Annotated in this window: 14 protein-coding genes; 6 read left to right on the top strand and 8 right to left on the bottom strand. The window is 63.4% G+C overall.

Annotated features, from left to right (window positions below; all coding sequences use genetic code 11):
• Positions 1-5 precede the first annotated feature (5 nt).
• Positions 6-2,261, top strand: coding sequence for a DNA topoisomerase IV subunit A (gene parC / locus QRN22_RS12115; protein ID WP_042553937.1), 2,256 nt, complete (start codon positions 6-8; stop codon positions 2,259-2,261).
• Positions 2,262-2,519: 258 nt separating this feature from the next.
• On the top strand, positions 2,520-3,224 hold the full coding sequence (locus tag QRN22_RS12110) for a PqiC family protein (protein ID WP_042553938.1): 705 nt from the start codon (positions 2,520-2,522) through the stop codon (positions 3,222-3,224).
• A 10-nt stretch (positions 3,225-3,234) separates the two neighbouring features.
• Here the strand turns inward: QRN22_RS12110 and QRN22_RS12105 are convergent, their stop codons facing one another.
• Entirely contained in the window at positions 3,235-4,173 is a 939-nt protein-coding gene (locus QRN22_RS12105; protein ID WP_042554422.1) for a LysR family transcriptional regulator, read from the bottom strand.
• Between the two features lie 144 nt (positions 4,174-4,317).
• Here QRN22_RS12105 and QRN22_RS12100 point away from each other — a divergent pair, with 144 nt between their 5' ends.
• A complete protein-coding gene (locus tag QRN22_RS12100) occupies positions 4,318-5,706 on the top strand; it encodes an L-serine ammonia-lyase (RefSeq protein WP_042554423.1) in 1,389 nt (462 codons plus the stop codon).
• Positions 5,707-5,955: 249 nt separating this feature from the next.
• The gene (gene sstT / locus QRN22_RS12095; RefSeq protein WP_042554424.1) at positions 5,956-7,218 is read left to right on the top strand and encodes a serine/threonine transporter SstT; all 1,263 of its coding nucleotides are present in this window, start codon (positions 5,956-5,958) and stop codon (positions 7,216-7,218) included.
• Positions 7,219-7,280: 62 nt separating this feature from the next.
• Here the strand turns inward: sstT and QRN22_RS12090 are convergent, their stop codons facing one another.
• Positions 7,281-8,465: a BaiN/RdsA family NAD(P)/FAD-dependent oxidoreductase gene (locus tag QRN22_RS12090; RefSeq protein ID WP_042554425.1), complete on the bottom strand. Its 1,185-nt coding sequence runs from the start codon at positions 8,463-8,465 to the stop codon at positions 7,281-7,283.
• A 375-nt stretch (positions 8,466-8,840) separates the two neighbouring features.
• On the opposite strand from QRN22_RS12090, the gene QRN22_RS12085 reads away from it, so the two are divergent.
• Positions 8,841-9,551 carry a substrate-binding periplasmic protein gene (locus tag QRN22_RS12085; protein WP_373565123.1) on the top strand — a complete coding sequence of 237 codons (711 nt, stop codon included), beginning with the start codon at positions 8,841-8,843 and terminating at the stop codon, positions 9,549-9,551.
• Positions 9,552-9,561: 10 nt separating this feature from the next.
• On the opposite strand, the gene QRN22_RS12080 is transcribed toward QRN22_RS12085, so the two are convergent.
• From QRN22_RS12080 to mdtD, 3 genes are all read right to left on the bottom strand, one after another.
• Complete coding sequence (locus QRN22_RS12080; protein WP_042554427.1) at positions 9,562-10,797, bottom strand: diguanylate cyclase domain-containing protein; 1,236 nt, start codon at positions 10,795-10,797, stop codon at positions 9,562-9,564.
• 36 nt (positions 10,798-10,833) lie between these two features.
• Positions 10,834-12,213 (bottom strand): ATP-dependent RNA helicase DbpA, encoded by a 1,380-nt coding sequence (gene dbpA / locus QRN22_RS12075; protein ID WP_082045807.1) that lies wholly within the window; start codon positions 12,211-12,213, stop codon positions 10,834-10,836.
• A gap of 77 nt (positions 12,214-12,290) precedes the next feature.
• Positions 12,291-13,706, bottom strand: a complete 1,416-nt coding sequence (gene mdtD, locus QRN22_RS12070; protein ID WP_042554428.1) for a multidrug transporter subunit MdtD — start codon at positions 13,704-13,706, stop codon at positions 12,291-12,293.
• Between the two features lie 148 nt (positions 13,707-13,854).
• On the opposite strand from mdtD, the gene torT reads away from it, so the two are divergent.
• On the top strand, positions 13,855-14,871 hold the full coding sequence (gene torT, locus QRN22_RS12065; RefSeq protein WP_042554429.1) for a TMAO reductase system periplasmic protein TorT: 1,017 nt from the start codon (positions 13,855-13,857) through the stop codon (positions 14,869-14,871).
• On the opposite strand, the gene betA is transcribed toward torT, so the two are convergent.
• The 3 genes from betA to betI form a co-directional block, all read right to left on the bottom strand.
• The gene (gene betA / locus QRN22_RS12060) at positions 14,868-16,577 is read right to left on the bottom strand and encodes a choline dehydrogenase (protein WP_042554430.1); all 1,710 of its coding nucleotides are present in this window, start codon (positions 16,575-16,577) and stop codon (positions 14,868-14,870) included. The genes torT and betA overlap by 4 nt on opposite strands.
• Positions 16,578-16,696: 119 nt before the next feature.
• Positions 16,697-18,169, bottom strand: a complete 1,473-nt coding sequence (betB, locus tag QRN22_RS12055; protein WP_042554431.1) for a betaine-aldehyde dehydrogenase — start codon at positions 18,167-18,169, stop codon at positions 16,697-16,699.
• A gap of 399 nt (positions 18,170-18,568) precedes the next feature.
• Complete coding sequence (betI, locus tag QRN22_RS12050; protein WP_042554432.1) at positions 18,569-19,171, bottom strand: transcriptional regulator BetI; 603 nt, start codon at positions 19,169-19,171, stop codon at positions 18,569-18,571.
• Positions 19,172-19,190: the final 19 nt, after the last annotated feature.

Below are 19,190 nucleotides of genomic sequence, written 5' to 3'. Positions count from 1 at the left end.
CACGCATGAGCGAAACCCTCGATCTGAGCCTGGACGGTGTCGAACGCCGCTCCCTTGCCGACTTTACCGAGCAGGCTTATCTCAATTACTCGATGTACGTGATCATGGATCGCGCGCTGCCGCACATCGGCGACGGCCTCAAGCCCGTGCAGCGGCGCATCGTCTATGCCATGAGCGAACTGGGTCTGGATGCCGACTCCAAGCACAAGAAGTCGGCGCGTACCGTCGGTGACGTGCTCGGCAAGTTCCACCCGCACGGCGACTCGGCCTGCTACGAAGCCATGGTGCTGATGGCGCAGCCGTTCAGCTACCGCTACACCCTGGTCGATGGTCAGGGTAACTGGGGGGCGCCGGACGATCCCAAGTCCTTCGCCGCCATGCGTTACACCGAGGCACGCCTGTCGCGCTATTCCGAGGTGCTGCTGAGCGAGCTCGGCCAGGGCACGGTGGACTGGGTGCCGAACTTCGATGGCACCCTGAACGAGCCGGCGACGCTGCCGGCACGCCTGCCCAACCTGCTGCTCAATGGCACCACCGGCATCGCCGTGGGCATGGCCACCGATGTACCGCCGCATAACCTGCGTGAGGTCGCGGCCGCCTGCGTGCGTCTGCTCGACGAGCCCAAGGCCACGGTGGAGCAACTTTGCGAGCACGTGCTCGGCCCGGATTATCCGACCGAGGCGGAGGTCATCACCCCGCGTGCCGACCTGCTGAAGATCTACCAGACCGGCCGTGGCTCGATACGTATGCGCGCCGTGTACAGCGTCGAGGATGGTGACATCGTGGTCACCTCGCTGCCCCATCAGGTGTCTGGCGCCAAGGTGCTGGAACAGATCGCCGCGATGATGCAGGCCAAGCCCTCGAAGGCACCGCAGATCGCCGATTTGCGCGATGAGTCCGATCATGAGAACCCCTGCCGTATCGTGATCATCCCGACCAACAGCCGCGTCGATCACGAAGCGCTGATGCAGCACCTGTTCGCCAGCACCGACCTGGAGTCCAGCTACCGAGTCAACACCAACGTCATCGGTCTCGACGGCAAGCCGCAGGTCAAGGATCTGCGCACCCTGCTGGTCGAATGGCTGCAGTATCGCGTGGGCACCGTGCGCCGCCGCCTGCAGTTCCGCCTGGACAAGGTCGAGCATCGCATGCATTTGCTGGAAGGCCGTTTGATCGCCTTCCTCAACCTCGACGAAGTGATCCACATCATTCGTACCGAGGATCAGCCCAAGCCGGTGCTGATGGAGCGCTTCGGCCTCACCGAGATACAGGCCGAGTACATCCTCGAAACCCGCCTGCGCCAACTTGCCCGCCTCGAAGAAATGCAGATCCGCGGCGAGCAGGACGCGCTGAGCAAGGAACGCGACAAGCTGCTTGCCCTGCTGGGCAGCGAGACCAAGCTGAAGAAGCTGGTGCGCAAGGAAATCATCGAAGACGCCGAGAAGTACGGTGATGATCGCCGTTCGCCGATCGTCGAGCGTGCCGAGGCCAAGGCGCTGTCCGAGCACGATCTGCTGCCGAACGAAAAGATCACCGTGGTGCTCTCGGAAAAAGGCTGGGTGCGCTCGGCCAAGGGGCACGAAATCGATGCCACCGGCCTGTCCTACAAGGCTGGCGATGGCTTCAAGACCGCAGCACCGGGACGCTCCAACCAGTACGCCGTGTTCATCGATTCCACGGGACGTAGCTATTCGCTTGCCGCCCACACTCTGCCATCGGCCCGTGGCCAGGGCGAGCCGTTGACCGGTCGTCTGACGCCGCCGCCAGGGGCCAGCTTCGAATGCTTGCTGATGCCCGATGACGAGGCGCTGTACGTGATCGCGTCGGATGCCGGCTACGGTTTCGTGGTCAAGGGCGAAGATCTGCAGGCCAAGAACAAGGCCGGCAAGGCCCTGCTCAGCCTGCCCAATGGCGCGCTGGTAGTGGCGCCAAGGCCGTTGGCCAATCGCGAGGAGGACTGGTTGGCGGCCGTCACCACCGAAGGTCGTTTGCTGCTGTTCAAGGTCGCCGACCTGCCGCAACTGGGCAAGGGCAAAGGCAACAAGATCATCGGCATTCCGGGTGAGCGTGTCGCCAGCCGTGAGGAATACCTCACCGACCTGGCCGTGCTGGCCCCGGGCGCGACGCTTGTATTGCAGGCTGGCAAGCGTACCCTGTCTCTCAAGGCCGACGATCTCGAGCACTACAAGGGTGAGCGTGGCCGACGTGGCAACAAATTGCCGCGTGGATTCCAGCGCGTCGACGCCTTGCTGGTCGAGTAGCGAACTGCTGGCAAATGGCCTGCTACTGGAGTTGCAGGCCGGTTTGACGGATGATACAGCCCCTTATGGGCCTGCCTGACGGTGGGCCCTATGCCATCTTTTCGGGTCAAGGCGTTCGGTGGCAGGCGCATTGCATATGGACAGGGATTATTCGACACCTCGCCGGGGTTTGCCGGCGCGGTGATTTACCTATTTTTTGTTTTTGACCCTTTACCTGTAGCCATGGTCGCTGGCGATACTGCCAGCTGGAATACATCGATGATTTTCAAGCGGCTTCCTCTCACGCTACTCCTCGCTGGTCTGCTGACGCTGACTGGCTGTTCGCATTTCATGCCTGTCTCGCTCTATCAGCTCGACGGTGGCCCAAGCGCCGCCAAGACCGCTGACAAGGACGGGATGAGCGTATTGCTGGGCCCCATTACCGTCGCCGATTATCTGCAGCGTGAAGCGCTGCTGCAGCGTCAGGACGATGGCAGCTTGAGCACCGCAGGCGGTGCCCGTTGGGCCGGCAGCCTGGCCACCGACCTGGATCGCCAGGTGCTGCGCCAGCTGTCGAGCCGGATCAACAGTCAGCGCCTGGTGCTCGCTTCGGATAACCCGGGCTTCAAGGCCCAGGTGCAGGTACTGCTGTCCGTAACCCGCCTGGACTCCGGTCCCCGTCAGCCTGCGGTGCTCGAAGCGCAATGGCGGCTGGTCGGTCGAGAAGGGCAATTGCTCGATACCCGGCTGGTGCACCTGGAAGAGAAGCACAAGGGGGCGGTCGCCGATCAGGTGCGTGCCCAGAGCGCGGTGGTGCAGCAACTGGTCGAGCAATTGGCGAGCGCGGTGAAGAACCACGGCAATACGCCGATCGCCGCCGAGGAGCCACGCAAGAAGGCACCGACCCCGGCAGCGCGTCAGGAGCCACCGAAGATGCCGGTGGCCGAGCCGATCCGCATCGATGCGGAAGTCTTCCGCTTCTGATCCTGGCGGGTCAGGCCTTGCCTGACTCGTTCAGCTCGATCCGCTGATACCCTTCCAGCATTCCTGCCGTGCGTATCGCCTCGTCGAGGAATACGGTCACGGCGGGATGCTTGCGCTCGCCCTTGCGGTAGGCGAGGAATATCTTGCGCTGGATGGCCGGTGCGAGTCTTACGGCCGTGACGTTTTCCAGTGGGCGCACCAGGCGCAGGCCCGAAACCACCGAGATCGAATTGCCGGATGCGACCATCGCCGCGACCATTTCGAACCCGGCGCAGTGCGCGTTGATACGCGGCGCGAAGCCGGAGCGGCGGCACAGGTTGCCGATGAATTCACCAAAGGAGCTATTGGTCGAGTCCAGCGCCCATGCCTCGTCCTGCAGGTCGGCGATGGTCAGGGTGCTGCGCGATGCCAGCGCATGGCTCGCTGGCAGCAGCACGTGCAGGCGATCTTCGGTCAGTGGAATCAGCTCGTAGTGTTCCTGGCGCGATTTTGCCGCGCCGGCCAGGTCGTCGATCACGGCGACATCGATCTGCCAGGCACTCAGGGCGCTGAGGCTCTCCTGCGGCTCCAGATCCGCCACCACCACGTCCAGGCGCGGATAGGCCTGGCGCAGATTGCGTACGATGGGCGCGACCAGCGCTACCGCGATCGAAGGGAAGGCTGCCACGCGCAGCTCTCCGGCTATTTCGCTGCGCATCTGCGCCAGCTCCGAGCGGGCCTCGTCGAGAATCACCAGAATCCGCTCGACGTGCGCCACCAGTCGACTACCTGCGGGCGTCAGCACCACGCCGCGGCCACGCCGCTCGATCAATGCCACGTCGGTCTCGCGTTCCAGCTGAGTGATCTGCTGGGAAACCGCTGAGGGCGTCAGGTGCAGAAACTCGGCGGTGGCTGCCATGGTGCCGCAGCGGGCGAGCTCGCGAAGGGTGCGTAAGCGGATGAGGTCCATGGGCGGAATTCTATAGGTAAGATTTTCTAATCAATGGGGTAAGAATAAATCAGTATACATAACGAAAGTGGGGTCTTAGATTTTTCTCACCGACGGGTGCATGACCGGGCGCCTGTCTTCACCTCATAAAAGAAAAATACCGCCATGGCCGTTAGCGTATTCGATCTGTTCAAGGTGGGCATCGGCCCATCGAGCTCGCACACCGTCGGGCCGATGCGTGCCGCGGCGCTGTTCACCCACGCCCTGGAAAATCAGGGGCATATGCCCAATGTCGTGCGGGTGGTGGCCGAACTGTATGGCTCGCTGGGTGCTACCGGCAAAGGCCACGGCAGCGACAAGGCGGTATTGCTCGGCCTGAGTGGGTATGAGCCAGACACTGTCGATGTCGAGCAGGTTGCAGGCTATATCGAGGCCATTCGCAGCGAGAAGCGTATCGTTTTGCCTGGTGGTCATTCGGTCGCATTCAACGAAAAGACCGACCTGAAGATGATTCGCAAGGCGCTGCCGCTGCATGCCAACGGCTTGCGCTTCGCGGCGTTCGACGCGGCGGGGCTGCAGGTGCACGAGGCCACCTATTACTCGGTGGGCGGTGGTTTCGTGGTCAGCGAGGCGATCCTCGCCGACGGCTCCAAGCACAAGGTCATCGCCCCGGATGCCACCGCATTGCCATTGCCGTTTCGCAGCGGCGCCGATCTGCTGCGCCTGACCCGCGAGTACGGGATCGGCATTGCCGAGGTGATGCGCCGCAATGAGCGCCACTGGCGTACCGATGAGGAGATCGACAGCGGTCTGCTGGCGATCTGGCGCGTGATGCAAGCCTGTGTCGAGCGCGGCTGTCGCACCGAAGGCATCCTGCCTGGCGGTTTCAAGGTGCGCCGCCGCGCCGCCATCCTGGCCCGCAAGCTGGGTGGCTTTCAGCGCAGCTACACGGAAGATCCGCTGCGCATGCTCGACTGGGTCAACCTCTGGGCCCTGGCGGTGAACGAGGAGAATGCCGCCGGTGGCCGCGTCGTCACCGCACCCACCAATGGCGCGGCAGGCATCATCCCCGCGGTGCTGCATTACTACGCCAACGCCATTTCCGGTGCCAGTGAGCGCGGCATCATCGATTTTCTGCTGACCGCCGGTGCGATCGGCATCCTGTACAAGGAAAACGCCTCGATCAGCGGCGCCGAAGTGGGCTGTCAGGGGGAGGTCGGCGTGGCCTGCTCGATGGCTTCCGGCGCGTTGTGTGCGGTACTCGGGGGCACGCCTGAGCAGGTCGAGAACGCCGCCGAGATCGGCATGGAGCACCATCTGGGCCTGACCTGCGACCCGGTCGGCGGCCTGGTGCAGATTCCCTGCATCGAGCGCAACGCCATTGCCTCGGTGAAGGCCATCAATGCCGCGCGTATGGCGCTGTACGGCGATGGTTCGCACCATGTGAGCCTGGACAAGGTGATCAAGACCATGCGCGAAACCGGCGCCGACATGCTGACCAAGTACAAGGAAACCGCACGCGGCGGCCTGGCCGTGAACATTATCGAGTGCTGAGCCGCTCACCTGCCGAACCTGCGTGATGCGCAGCCTGGAGGGCTGCCATCAGGCTCCGGTCGTCGACAACAATAACAAGTGAGACCTCCCTGCGTGTCCCCGCAAAGCATCTAGATGGCGCTGATCCCGTCCCCCTCCCTTATAATCGCGTGATGTCTTGGGGTGACCTGCCCGGTTGGCGTGGCTCGTGCCCCTGCTGACCTGTCCCCCAATGCCATCAAGCCTAGAATTCTGGACAGCGTCTATTACATGAATACTCTAAAACGCATCGCCTCCGCCTATTCCACTACCAGCCTGGTGCTACGCATCTTCATCGGTCTGGTGCTGGGCATTCTGCTCGCTTATTTCTCGCCAGATGCCGCCCTCAAGGTCGGCCTGCTGGGTGAACTGTTCATCCTCGCCCTCAAGGCGGTCGCGCCGGTACTGGTGCTGGTGCTGGTGATTTCCTCCCTGGCGGCCCATCAGAGTGGCCAGCCCACCCATATTCGTCCGGTGCTGATGATGTACCTGATCAGTACCTTCAGCGCAGCGGCCCTGGCGGTATGCGCCAGCTTCCTGTTTCCCACCATGCTGTCGCTGGACATCAGCTCGGCCGAGGGCAATCCGCCCGGCAGCATCATCGATGTCTTGCACAACCTGCTGACCAGCATCTTCGTCGGCCCGGTGCAGGCGCTGAACACCTCCAACTACATCGCCATCCTCGCCTGGGCCGTGGCGCTGGGCATCTTCCTGCGGCATGCCGCGCCGAGCACGCGCACCATGCTGCATGACGTATCCAACGCCTTCACCCAGGTGGTGCGGTTCGTCATCAATCAGGCGCCGATCGGTATCTTCGGCCTGGTCGCCAGCACGCTGGCCGACTCCGGCTTCGAAGCGCTGTACGGCTATGCCCGCCTGCTGATGGTGATGGTTGGCTGCATGCTGATCGTGACCCTGCTGATCAACCCGCTGCTCGCCTACCTCAAGATGCGCCGCAACCCCTATCCGCTGCTGTTCACGGTGCTGCGCGAGAGCGCGGTGACGGCCTTCTTCACCCGTAGCTCGGCGGCCAACATTCCGGTCAACCTGCGTCTGTGCGAGAAACTCAAGCTGGACAAGGACACCTACTCGATCACCATTCCGCTGGGGGCCACCATCAACATGGCGGGTGCGGCGATCACCATTTCCGTGATGGCCCTGGCGACCACCCACACCCTGGGCATCAATGTCGACCTGCCGACGGCGCTGCTGCTCTGCGTGGTGTCGTCCCTGGCAGCGGCGGGCGTTTCCGGGGTGGCTGGCGGCTCGCTGCTGCTGATTCCGATGGCGACCAGCCTGTTCGGCATCGACACCGAAATCGCCATGCAGGTGGTGGCCATCGGCTTCGTCATCGGCGTGGTGCAGGACTCCTTCGAGACGGCTCTGAACTCGCACACCGATGTGGTCTTCACCGCGGCGGTGTCCTATGCGGGTGAAGCGCGTGGCGCTGCCGAGCAGGCCACGCGGATCGACGCCCAAGCCTCTCGCAGCTGATCTTGCGGGCAATGAAAAACGCGCCTCATGGCGCGTTTTTTTGCGAAAGGCGCGCTCAGCGACTACACGAACTGCGCTGCTGCATAACCTGAAGCCCAGGCCCACTGGAAGTTGAAGCCGCCCAGGTGGCCGGTGACATCCAGTACCTCACCGACGAAATACAGCCCGGGTGACTTCAGCGACTCCATGGTCTTGGACGACACTTCCTTGGTATCGATGCCGCCAAGCGTGACCTCGGCCGTGCGGTAGCCCTCGGTGCCCGCCGGCACCAGCTGCCAGTCCGCCAGGCGCTCGGCGATGGCCTTGAGCTCGGCCGGGTTGTACTGCTTCATCGGTTTGGACGCGAACCAGTGTTCGGCCAGCAGGCCAGCCATTTTCTTGGTGAAGAGTTCGCCCAGCAGGGTTTTCAGCTCGCTGTTGGGACGCTCGCGCTGTTGTGCCTGCAACCACTCCGGCAGGTCGATATGCGGCAGCAGATCGATGCTGACTGCATCGCCAGGCTGCCAGTACGACGAAATCTGCAGGATCGCCGGGCCGCTGAGGCCGCGGTGGGTGAAGAGAATGTTTTCCACGAAGCTCTGGCCGTTGCAACTGACCCGGCAATCTTCCACCGAAGTACCCGACAGTTCACTGCACAGGATTTTCAGCTGTGGATCCGTCAGCGTGAACGGCACCAGGCCAGCGCGCGTTGGCAGCAGGGTGTGGCCGAACTGGCGAGCGATCTGGTAGCCGAAGCCGGTGGCGCCGAGGGTCGGAATCGACAGCCCACCGGTGGCGATTACCAGCGACTCGCAGCTGACGGGGCCGAGGCTGGAGCTCAGGCGATAGCCATTTTCGCCGCGCTCGATGGCGTTCACCGAGGTATCCAGGCGCAGGTCGACGCCAGCCTGTTCGCATTCGTCCAGCAGCATGCCGAGGATGTCGCTGGACTTGTGGTCGCAGAACAGTTGGCCGAGTTTCTTCTCGTGGTAGGGCACGCCGTGCTTGGCCACCAGGGCGATGAAATCCCACTGGGTGAAGCGCGCCAGCGCGGATTTGCAGAAATGCGGGTTGTGCGACAGAAAGTTGCCCGGCTCGCAGTACAGGTTGGTGAAGTTGCAGCGCCCGCCGCCGGACATGAGGATCTTCTTGCCTGCCTTGTTGGCGTGGTCGAGCAACAGCACGCTGCGGCCACGCGCGGCGGCGCTCATGGCGCACATCAATCCGGCCGCACCGGCACCGATGATGACAACCTGGGGTGAAAGCACGGCAATGTCCTCGCATACGCTAGGCGTCAGGCATCGCTGCGGGCTGACGCGAAACGGCGCAGTTTACCTGAAGGCCGGGTTCCGCTGTCGCCCACGCAGGGTGATCGCATCAGGTTTGTCCGGCGCGGCGCGGGAGGGCCACAAGCGCGTGTTTGCGGATGGACGCGGGCAGCCCGCCAGGTGCCATTCGGACTTTTTTGCGAACCGCGCATTGCCAGGGCTGGTCTAGCGATTATGCTCAATGGATAAAACGGGAATAGCTATTTGCCACTATCTTGTCTGCCGTTACCTCAGGCGCGCCGTCGGCATGTTTCATGCGGCGGGTTCACTCTTGGCTTTCGGGGCACATGAGCATTGAAAAGCTGGCGAGCGTGGTTGCTGTCGCTGTTCCTGCTGCCCGGCGCTGTGGCCGCCGAGCAGTTGCGCCTGGTCGCCGATACCTGGCCGCCGTTCACCGACCAGCGCCTACCGGGAAATGGAGTGGCAGCGGAGCTGGTCGCGACTGCGCTTGAGCGTGCCGGCTACACCAGCGATTACCGCGAAGTGCCTTGGGAACGAGCCATCCTGGGGTTGCAGCGGGGGGATTACGATGTGCTGATCAATGCCTGGTACAGCGACGAACGTGCCGGGTTCGGTCACTTTTCCGAGCCCTATCTGATCAACCGAATCCGTTTCGTGCAGCGCAAGGGCGATGGCATCGCTTTCGCTCAACTCTCCGACCTGTACCCCTACCGAATCGCCGTGCTACGTGGCTATGCGTACTCCGCGCAGTTCGGTGCCGACAAGAATCTGCGCAAGGTCGGCGTCAGCAGTTTCGAAAGCGCCGCGCACATGGTGCAGCACGGTCGGGTGAGTCTGGCGCTGGAGGATGAATACGTTGCGCGCTTTCAGTTCAACCACCAGCTCAAGAGCATTGCCGATCAGCTGGAGTTCCTGCCGACGCCCCTGAGCGAAAACGGCCTGCACATTCTCATCCGTCTGACCCATGGCAACCACCTCGAGATTGCCAGGCGTTTCGACGCCGCGATTGCGGCCATGCGCGCCGATGGCAGCTATGCGGCGATCATGCAGCGTCATGGCCTGTAGGTCGCGAACGTCACTGCCAGAGCGTGCGTGCGCGACCCTGCCGCTTGGCCTGATAGAGCTGCTGGTCGGCGAGGTGCAGGAGGCTTTCCAGGTCATCCGGGGCGCCGTGATAGACGCCGGCACTGAATGACAGCGGCGGCGCGCCAATCGCGTACTTGAGCTGTGCGCACTGCTCACGCAGGCGGTCGAGAGCCTGGCTCAACTGCTCGGCGTTCTGCTGGCTGACCATGGCGAATTCTTCACCACCCAGGCGGCCGAGCAGGGCATCGGGAAACGCTGCGCTCAACGCCCGGGTAAAGGCGACCAGCGCCGCGTCGCCGCTGGCATGGCCATGTTCGTCGTTGATCTGCTTGAAGAAGTCCATGTCGAGCATCGCCACGCTGAGATCGCGACCACTGCGCTGGGCCAGCTGGAACTGCTGGATTCCCTGCTCGTAGAACGCCCGCCGGTTGTTCAACCCCGTCAGTGCGTCGAATTGCGCGGCCTGCTTGAGTGCGCGCATCAGATCACGGCGCTCCAGAGTGGAAATCACCCGGCAGTTCAGTTCTTCCGGGCAGAACGGTTTGCGCAGGAAGTCGTCAGCGCCGTGCTTGATGAACATGGCGCTGAGCGAGCCCTTGGTATCGGCGGACAGGCCAAGGATGATCAGCTCGTTGCGCTTCATCTTCTGGCGCAGCAGCTTGACCAGTTCGAAGCCGCTGATGCCGGGCATGCTGTGGTCGACCACCAGCAGGTCGATATCCGGTTGTTCCTTGAGAATGCGCAGGGCTTCCTCGCCGTCGCTGGCGTCGATGATCTGGTAGCGATGCGGCGCCAGCACATGACGAATGAAGTGGCGCGTGGCCTCCGAGTCCTCGGCGACGAGAATCTTCACCTGGCTGTTGCTTTCCAGCCGGTGCAGCAGGCGGAAAGCGTACTCGTAGGAGTGCTGGCTTTCCTTGAGCACGTAATCGACCACGCCCTTGAGCAGCAGGTCATCGCGACGTTTTTCGTTGTACGAGCCGCTGAGCACGATGCACGGCAGGGCGTAGCGCATGACCAGATCGACGCTTTCGCCATCCGGCGCATCTGGCAGGTGCAGATCGACGATGGCAGCGAAGAACAGCTCCGCCGAGGTTTCCAGCATGACCTCGGCTTCAGCCAGAGAGGCGCAGAATACCGGTTGCAGATCCGTTTCCTGGCGGAACAGATGCTCGAGGATTTTCAGGACCAGCGGGCTGTCTTCGATAACCAGAATATTGCGCACGAAACCCCCTGTAGCGGATCTGCAATTTCCTTGAGTTTACAACGTGCGCACGCGTAATGAGCGGCCTTTGATCTTGCCTTCGCTGAGGCACTTGAGTGCTTGCACGGCCAGGCTGCGCTCGACGGCTACATAGGCCTGGAAGTCGAAAATGGCGATCTTGCCGACCTGCGCGCCAGGGATGCCGCCCTCGCCCGTGAGTGCACCGAGAATATCGCCGGGGCGCAGTTTGTCTTTGCGCCCAGCACCGATGCACAGCGTCATCATGAGCGGCTGCAGCGGCGCGCCCCCTTGGTGTTTCAAGCTGCTCAGCGGGTGCCAGTTGAGTGGCGACTTTTGCAGGTTTTCGATGGCTTGGGCACGATGACCTTCGGCCGGGGCAACCAGGCTCATGGCCAGGCCTTTCTCGCCTGCACGACCGGTGCGGCCAACACGGTGAATGTGAATTTCCGAGTCGCGCGCCAGTTCGACGTTGATCACCATGTCCAGTGCGTCGATGTCCAGGCCACGCGCCGCCACATCGGTGGCGACCAGAACGGACAGGCTGCGGTTGGCAAAGGTCGCCAATACCTGATCGCGGTCGCGTTGTTCGAGGTCTCCGTGCAGGGCAGCGGCCGAGATGCCCTTGGCGGTGAGGTGGTCGACGACTTCCTGGCATTGTTGCTTGGTGAAGCAGAAGGCCACGCAGGATGTCGGGCGGTAGCTGTTGAGCAGCTTGACCACGGCGTCCAGGCGCTCTTCAGGCGTGATCTCATAGAAACGCTGTTCGATCTGGCTGTCGTCGTGCAGCGCTTCGACCTTGACCTGCTGCGGGTTGCGCATGAAGGTCGCGGACAACTGTTTGATGCCGGCCGGGTAGGTGGCCGAGAACAGCAGCGTCTGGCGGCGCTCCGGGGTTTGCCCGATGATCTCGGCGATGCTGTCGTAGAAGCCCATGTCGAGCATGCGATCGGCTTCGTCGAGCACCAGGGTATTGAGGCCGTCGAGTTTCAGCGTGCCTTTGGCCAGGTGCTGCTGCACCCGGCCGGGGGTGCCGACGATGATCTGCGCGCCGTGCTCCAGAGAGCCGATTTGCGGGCCGAAGGGCACGCCACCGCAAAGGGTGAGGATCTTGATGTTGTCTTCGCCCCGAGCCAGGCGGCGCAGTTCCTTGGCGACCTGATCGGCCAGCTCGCGAGTGGGGCACAGCACCAGCGCCTGGCAGCCGAAGTAGCGCGGGTTGAGGGGGGCCAGCAGGCCGATGCCAAAGGCGGCGGTCTTGCCACTGCCGGTCTTGGCCTGGGCGATCAGGTCCATGCCCTTGAGCATGACCGGCAGGCTCTGGGCCTGGATAGGCGTCATCTGCGCGTAACCGAGGGACTCGAGGTTCGCCAGCATGGCGGGCGACAGGGCAAGCGAGGAGAAAGCGGTGGCGGTCACGGTACAGAGCCTAGGGAGAGCGTTTAGAGGCGCCTAGTGTAGCAGGCGCCGTGCCCGGTTCCGTGGCGATCGCTGCGTTACTCGTCGACGTCCACCTCCACGCGTCGCGCGCTGCGCCCGTCTTCCGGCGACAGCTGCAGGAAGATGCCTGCCGCCAGTATCGACAGCAGGCCGACGCACAGGTAAGTGGCCTGGAAGGCGCCCAGTACGCCATCTGCAGCACCCTGATTGTCCAGGTTGAAACCGCCAAGCAGTGCCGCGGCGGCGGCGATCCCCATGCTCATCGACAGTTGCACCACCACGGACAGCAGGCCGTTGCCGCTGCTGGCCTCGCTATCGCGCAGGTCGATCAGGGTCACGGTGTTCATGGCGGTGAACTGCAAGGAGTTGATGGCGCCGATCAGCGTCAGCTGAATGGCCAGTTGCACGTGGGAGGTCTGCCCGTCGACCAGGGCCATGCTGGCGATCAGCAGGCCTAGCAGCACGGTGTTGCTGGTCAGGATGCGGCGGTAGCCGAGGCGGTCGATCAATGGCTTGGCCAGCGGCTTCATGGCCATGGCGGCCAGGGCCAGGGGAATCATGCTCATGCCCGCCTGGGCCGGTGAGTAACCCATGCCCAATTGCAGCAGCAGTGGCGTGAGGAACGGCAGGGCGCCGCTGCCCAGGCGGGCGAAGATATTGCCGAGAATACCCACCGCGAAACTGCGGGTGTGGAACAGGCTGGGCGGGAACAGCGCATTGGGCGTGCGCCCGGCGCGCAGCCAGTACGCGGCCAGACACGCCAGGCCACCGAGCAACAGCAGCATCACCCGGACATGGGGCAAGTGCAGCTCGCCGAGGCCTTCGAGCGCCATGGTGATCAACAGCATGGCGGCGCCGAAGAGCAGGAAGCCGATCAGATCGAACCGCGTGCGTTCGGGGCCGCGCAAGTCCGGCATGAAGCGGAAGGCGGCCCAGCAGCCGATGGCGCCGACCGGCAGGTTGAGCAGGAATATCCAGTGCCAGCTGGTGTACTCCACCAGCCAGCCGCCCAGGGTGGGGCCGATCAGCGGCCCGAGCAGGCCGGGCAGGGTGATGAAACTCATGATCCGTACCAGCTCGGTACGCGGATAGGCGCGCAGCACCACCAGACGACCTACCGGCATCATCAGCGCGCCGCCGAGACCCTGGATGATGCGTGCGATCACCAGCATGTTAAGCGACTGCGAGACGGCGCACAGCAGCGAGCCGAGGCTGAACAACAGGATGGCGCCAAAGAATATGTGCCGGGTGCCGAAGCGATCCGCCAGCCAGCCGGAGGCGGGGATCAGCAGTGCCACCGTGAGCATGTAGGCGATGACCACCGACTGCATGCGCAGCGGGTCTTCGGAGAGATCGGCGGCCATGCTCGGCAGGGCGGTGTTGAGGATGGTGCCGTCCAGCGTCTGCATGAAGAACGCGATGGCGACGATCCAGGGCAGCAGGCGGGCAGTGCGGGCGTCGAGCAAGGTCATGGTGGTCTCACTACGGGGTGTCATACTCTATCCATGCCGGTCATCCAGGCATGGGTGCTAGGATGAACCGTGGTCAGTGTACTAGGGTCTGTTGACGCTTCACGCACGGCTCGCGCTGAAAGGCCAACAGATACTAGGGAGGGTTCATATGCGCTGTCTGTTGTTGCTCGCTATGCTCTGGTCGAGCCTTTCGGCGGCGGCGTGGTTTTCTCAGCCTGTTCTTGTCGATGGTCAGTTGCATGTCTATCAGCCGACGAATGCAGCCAGTGAGCCCTGGCGTATTTGCGTGCTGATCCCGAATGCCAAGGATCGTTACTGGTGGGGCGTAGCCTGGGGGTTGCAGCAGGAAGCTCAGCGTCTGGGCGTACGGCTTGGCATCTACGAGGCCGGCGGCTACGACCATCCCGAGGTTCAGGTCAGGCAGTTCGACCATTGTGTCAGTAAAGGCGCCGATGGCTTCCTGATCGCCGGCATCAATCCTTCCGACCTGTGTTCACGCATCGCGGTTCAGCAAAGCGCCGGGCGCCCGGTGATCGACCTCATCAATGGCCTTGGCTGTGAAACGCTGAGCTCACGTTCGCGTGTCGACTTCGCCGATATGGCCAGCGCTACCGTGAATTATCTGACCACGCTCAGTGAAGGTCGGCCAATTCGTGTCGGCTGGTTGCCGGGGCCTGCCGATGCCGGCTGGATAAAGGACGCCGAGCGTGGCTTGCACGCCGCTTTGCAGGGAACCGCCATCACGTTGGTGCACGGCGGTTATGGCCCGCTGGATCGCAGTCGTCAGGCGCAGCTGGCGCGCGAGCTGTTCAAGAACGAGCCTGCGCTCGACTACGTGATCGGCAACGCCGAGGCGGCACTGTTCGCCACCGAACTGGTGAACAGCGCCCGTTCGCCCACTCGGGTGTTGTCGCTCTACGCCACGGATCGCGTGCTGCAGCAGGTGCGCGAAGGCGACATACTGGCCGCCCCGACCGACTCTCCAGTGATTCAGGCACGTATCGCCCTGGATCTCGCGGTACGCGGTCTGCAGGGCGAAGTGCTACCCGCCATCATCAGTCCGCAGGTCGAGATACTCGATGCCCGTGCCCTTAAGCGCTTCGATCTCGAGCGCCTGGCACCGCCGGAGCGCTATCGGATGACGACTCAGGAACTGCCGAACTAACTGGCCGTTCGCATCGCTTCGACCGCGCGCTGCGGGGTGCCGCGTACCGGTTTGCCATTGGCGGTGTAATAGGGCGCGGTGCTGCGCGGCAGTGCCTCATTGCCACGAATGCGGTCGGCGATCTTCTCGGCGATCATGATGGTGGTGGCATTGAGGTTGCCGGTGATGATCTCCGGCATGATCGACGCGTCCACCACGCGCAGGCCCTGTACACCATGCACGCGGCCCTGGCCATCGACTACCGCCATGGCGTCCTCGCCCATCTTGCACGAGCAGGATGGATGGAATGCCGTCTCTGCGTGTTCGCGGATGAAGGCATCCAGCTCGGCATCGCTCTGTACATGAGCACCGGGGCTCAGTTCACGGCCGCGGTACGGATCGAGAGCGGGTTGGTTGATGATCTCCCGGGTCAGGCGAATGCCGTCGCGAAACTCCTGCCAGTCCTGCTCATGGGACATGTAATTGAACAGGATGCTCGGGTGCTGGCGCGGGTCCTTCGACTTGACCTGCACGCGGCCGCGACTTGGCGAGCGCATCGAGCCCACGTGGGCCTGGAAGCCGTGCTCTTTCACCGCATTGCTGCCGTTGTAATTGATCGCCACCGGCAGGAAGTGGTACTGCAGGTTCGGCCACTCGAACTCTTCGCGCGAGCGAATGAAACCACCGGCCTCGAACTGATTGCTGGCGCCGATGCCGTCGCCGGCCAGCAGCCATTTTGCGCCGATCCCGGGCTGGTTGAGCATCTTCAGGGCCGGGTACAACGACACCGGCTGGGTGCAGGCGTACTGCACGTACACCTCCAGGTGATCCTGCAGATTGGCGCCCACGCCGGGTAGCTCGTGCACCACGTCGATGTCCAGGCTGCGCAGCAGCTCGCCAGGGCCAACGCCGGAGCGCTGCAGAATCTGTGGCGAGGCAATGGCACCTGCGCACAACAGCACTTCGCGGCGTGCCGTGGCGATGATCGGCGTATTGCCGTTGCCCTGCAGGTAGGCAACGCCGTTGGCGCGCTTGCCGTCGAACAGGATGCGGTCGGTGGTGGCGTGGGTGGCGATGGTCAGGTTAGCGCGCTCGCGGGCCTGATCCAGATAGCCACGTGCCGTGCTGGCGCGGCGGCCTTCCGGGGTCACGGTGCGATCCATCGGGCCGAAGCCTTCCTGCTGGTAACCGTTGAGGTCCTCGGTACGCGGGTAGCCCGCCTGCACGCCGGCCTCGACCATGGCGTGGAACAACGGGTTGTTGTCGGCCTTGGGCGTGGTCACGCTGACCGGGCCGCTGTCGCCGTGATAATCGTTGGCACCGATGTCGCGGGTTTCCGCCTTGCGGAAATACGGCAGGCAGTCCAGGTAGCTCCAGTCTTCGAGGCCGGGCTGCTTGGCCCAGTTGTCGAAGTCCATGGCGTTGCCGCGGATATAGCACATGCCGTTGATCAGCGACGAACCGCCCAGGCCCTTGCCGCGTCCGCACTCCATACGGCGGTTGTCCATGTACGGTTCCGGGTCGGTCTCGTAAGCCCAGTTGTAGCGGCGGCCCTGCAACGGAAAGGCCAGGGCGGCAGGCATCTGGGTACGGAAGTCGAGGCGATAATCCGGGCCGCCGGCTTCCAGCAGCAGCACGCTGACGCTGGCGTCTTCGGTCAGGCGGGTCGCCAGCACGTTACCGGCAGAGCCGGCGCCGATGATGATGTAATCGAATTCTTGGGACATGGTGGCCTCCTGGTAGGTGGCTGAGCCTTGGGCCAAGCGGATCGCAGGCCCGTGTCCGGCTCATGCAACAGGTTTGCAGCGCTGCCGGGACGCCGGTTGGCGCCGCCTGGCAAACGCAGTCAGAACACCGAGGCGTAATCGCCCAGTTCGACCTGCACGGATTTGATTCGGGTGTAATGAGCCAGCGTGGTCAGACCGTTCTCGCGGCCGACGCCGGATTGCTTGTAGCCGCCCACCGGCATTTCGGCAGCGGATTCGCCCCAGGTATTGATCCAGCAGATGCCTGCTTCCAGCTTGTGGATAACCCGGTGCGCACGATTCAGGTCGCGGGTGACGATGCCGGCGGCCAGGCCGTAGTCGGTGTCGTTGGCGCGGCGGATGACTTCCTCTTCGCTGTCGTAGATGAGGATGCTCATCACCGGGCCGAAGATTTCCTCGCGCACGATGGTCATGTCGTCACGGCAATCGGTGAACACGGTCGGTGCCACGTAGGCGCCATTGGCATATTCACCCGTGGTCACCCGCTCACCGCCGATCAGCAGGCGAGCGCCTTGCTGGCGACCCGACTCGATGTAGCCGAGCACGCGCTCCATGTGGGCGAAGCTGACCAGCGGGCCGAAGTTGGTGTTGTCATCCTGTGGGCTGCCCAGGCGGATGCGCTTGACCCGCTCCAGCACCTTGCTCTCGAAACGAGCCTGCAGCGCGCGTGGCACGAAGACCCGCGTGCCGTTGGTGCACACCTGACCGGAGCTGTAGAAGTTGGCCATCAGCGCGATGTCGGCGGCGCGGTCCAGATCGGCGTCTTCGAAAATGATCAGCGGCGACTTGCCGCCCAGCTCCATAGTCACTTCCTTGAGCGATGAGCTGGAGGCACTGGCCATGACCTTCTTGCCGGTGACCGTGCCGCCGGTGAAGGAAATCTTCTCGATCCGCGGATGCTCGGTGAGCCACTGGCCCACTTCACTGCCGCTACCGGTCAGCACGTTGAACACGCCATCGGGCAGGCCAGCCTCGCTGTAGATTTCGGCCAGTTTGAGGGTGGTCAGCGAGGTGACTTCGCTGGGCTTGAAGATCATCGCGTTGCCAGCGGCGAGGGCTGGAGCGGATTTCCACAGGGCGATCTGGATCGGGTAGTTCCAGGCACCGATACCGGCGACCACACCCAGCGGCTCGCGGCGGGTATAGACGAAGCTGGTGTCGCGCAGCGGGATCTGTTCGCCCTCGATGGCCGGGATCAGGCCAGCGTAATACTCGAGTACATCGGCGCCGGTGACGATATCGACGTAGCGGGTTTCGCTCAGCGGCTTGCCAGTGTCGAGGGTTTCCAGCTCGGCCAGCTCGTCATTGCGCTCACGGAGAATATCCACGGCACGACGCAGGATGCGTGAGCGCTGCATGGCGGTCATCGCGGCCCAGACTTTCTGGCCCTGCTCGGCACTGACCACGGCACGTTCGACATCGTCCTGGCTGGCGCGCTGGATGTTGGCCAGCACCTCGCCGTTGGCTGGGTTGATGCTTTGCAAGGTGGCGCCGCTGCTTGAGTCGACGTACTGGCCGCCTATATAGAGCTTCTGGTCTGCGAATCGAGCCATGGGGCGTCTCCTGATCGGGCCAGGCACCGTTCGCGGCCTGGCGGATGGATCGGCGTGATCGAGATGAAAAGACATGTCAGCCGATTTGGTTAAAAAACAGCCTACTTTATTTTTATTGATCGATCAATCAATAAAAATCCTGCGGGCGACGAGAAACCAGCCGAATACGACGAGTCGGCGCCTTTTCAGGAGGAATCATTCGCTGCATCTCTGACACGCAGGCTGAAGATGCAGCCCAGTATTGAGGGCCGTCGTAGGAGCCGGCTTGCCGGCGATAGCAGTGGCAAGATCGACGCATGGGTTGCGGCTGCAACCGCTTCGCTGGCAAGCCAGCTCCTACCAGGAGGGTGCCTGTGCGCGGCAACTGGTGGATGATCGGCGGCTACCGCTTGCGGGCGATCAGCTGGGGTTGGTGTCGGCCTTGGCCAGTTGCAGGTCGAGGTAGTCGTAGGCGATCTGCGCCGCCTGGCGGGTATCGAAGCGTTCCCCGGACAATGCACCGCGCAGCCACAGACCGTCGATCAGCGCCGCCATGCCACGGGCGGCAGCACGGGCTTGCGGTTGCGGCAGCACACGGCGGAACTGGCCGCACAGGTTGGAGTACAGGCGCTGGTCGTTGACTCGCTGCAGGCGACGCAGGGAGGGGTGGTGCATGCTGCTGGCCCAGAATGCCAGCCAGGTCTTCATCGCCGGGCCGCTGACCTGCGTCTCGTCGAAGTTGCCGTCGATGATCGCGCGCAGGCGCGCCTGCGGGGTGTCTTCGCGCAGCAGCCGGTAGCGGGCATGTACGGCCTCGCTGAGCGCCTGCATCAGGTGGCGCATGGTCGCTTCCAGCAAGCCGTTCTTGTCCTGGAAGTAGTGGCTGATGATGCCGTTCGACACGCCAGCGAGGCGTGCGATATAGGCGATGCTGGCATCGCTCATGCCAACCTGGTCGACGGCTTCGAGGGTCGCCGCAATCAACTGCGAGCGGCGGATCGGCTGCATTCCGACCTTGGGCATCGTGTTCTCCGGTAGGGGC

This window comes from Pseudomonas sp. MEJ086, assembly GCF_030209025.1.
Lineage (GTDB): Bacteria > Pseudomonadota > Gammaproteobacteria > Pseudomonadales > Pseudomonadaceae > Aquipseudomonas > Aquipseudomonas fulva_A.
The sequence above is the reverse complement of the archived record's forward strand: the minus strand, read 5'-3'. Positions and strand labels throughout refer to the sequence as shown.

Bases quoted from the DNA above. Each gene is read 5' to 3' on its own strand.
- QRN22_RS12100 (WP_042554423.1), top strand. From the start codon at position 4,318: ATGGCCGTTAGCGTATTCGATCTGTTCAAGGTGGGCATCGGCCCATCG.
- betA (WP_042554430.1), bottom strand. From the start codon at position 16,577: ATGTCCCAAGAATTCGATTACATCATCATCGGCGCCGGCTCTGCCGGT.
- betB (WP_042554431.1), bottom strand. From the start codon at position 18,169: ATGGCTCGATTCGCAGACCAGAAGCTCTATATAGGCGGCCAGTACGTC.
- parC (WP_042553937.1), top strand. From the start codon at position 6: ATGAGCGAAACCCTCGATCTGAGCCTGGACGGTGTCGAACGCCGCTCC.
- mdtD (WP_042554428.1), bottom strand. From the start codon at position 13,706: ATGACCTTGCTCGACGCCCGCACTGCCCGCCTGCTGCCCTGGATCGTC.
- sstT (WP_042554424.1), top strand. From the start codon at position 5,956: ATGAATACTCTAAAACGCATCGCCTCCGCCTATTCCACTACCAGCCTG.
- QRN22_RS12105 (WP_042554422.1), bottom strand. From the start codon at position 4,173: ATGGACCTCATCCGCTTACGCACCCTTCGCGAGCTCGCCCGCTGCGGC.
- QRN22_RS12110 (WP_042553938.1), top strand. From the start codon at position 2,520: ATGATTTTCAAGCGGCTTCCTCTCACGCTACTCCTCGCTGGTCTGCTG.
- betI (WP_042554432.1), bottom strand. From the start codon at position 19,171: ATGCCCAAGGTCGGAATGCAGCCGATCCGCCGCTCGCAGTTGATTGCG.
- torT (WP_042554429.1), top strand. From the start codon at position 13,855: ATGCGCTGTCTGTTGTTGCTCGCTATGCTCTGGTCGAGCCTTTCGGCG.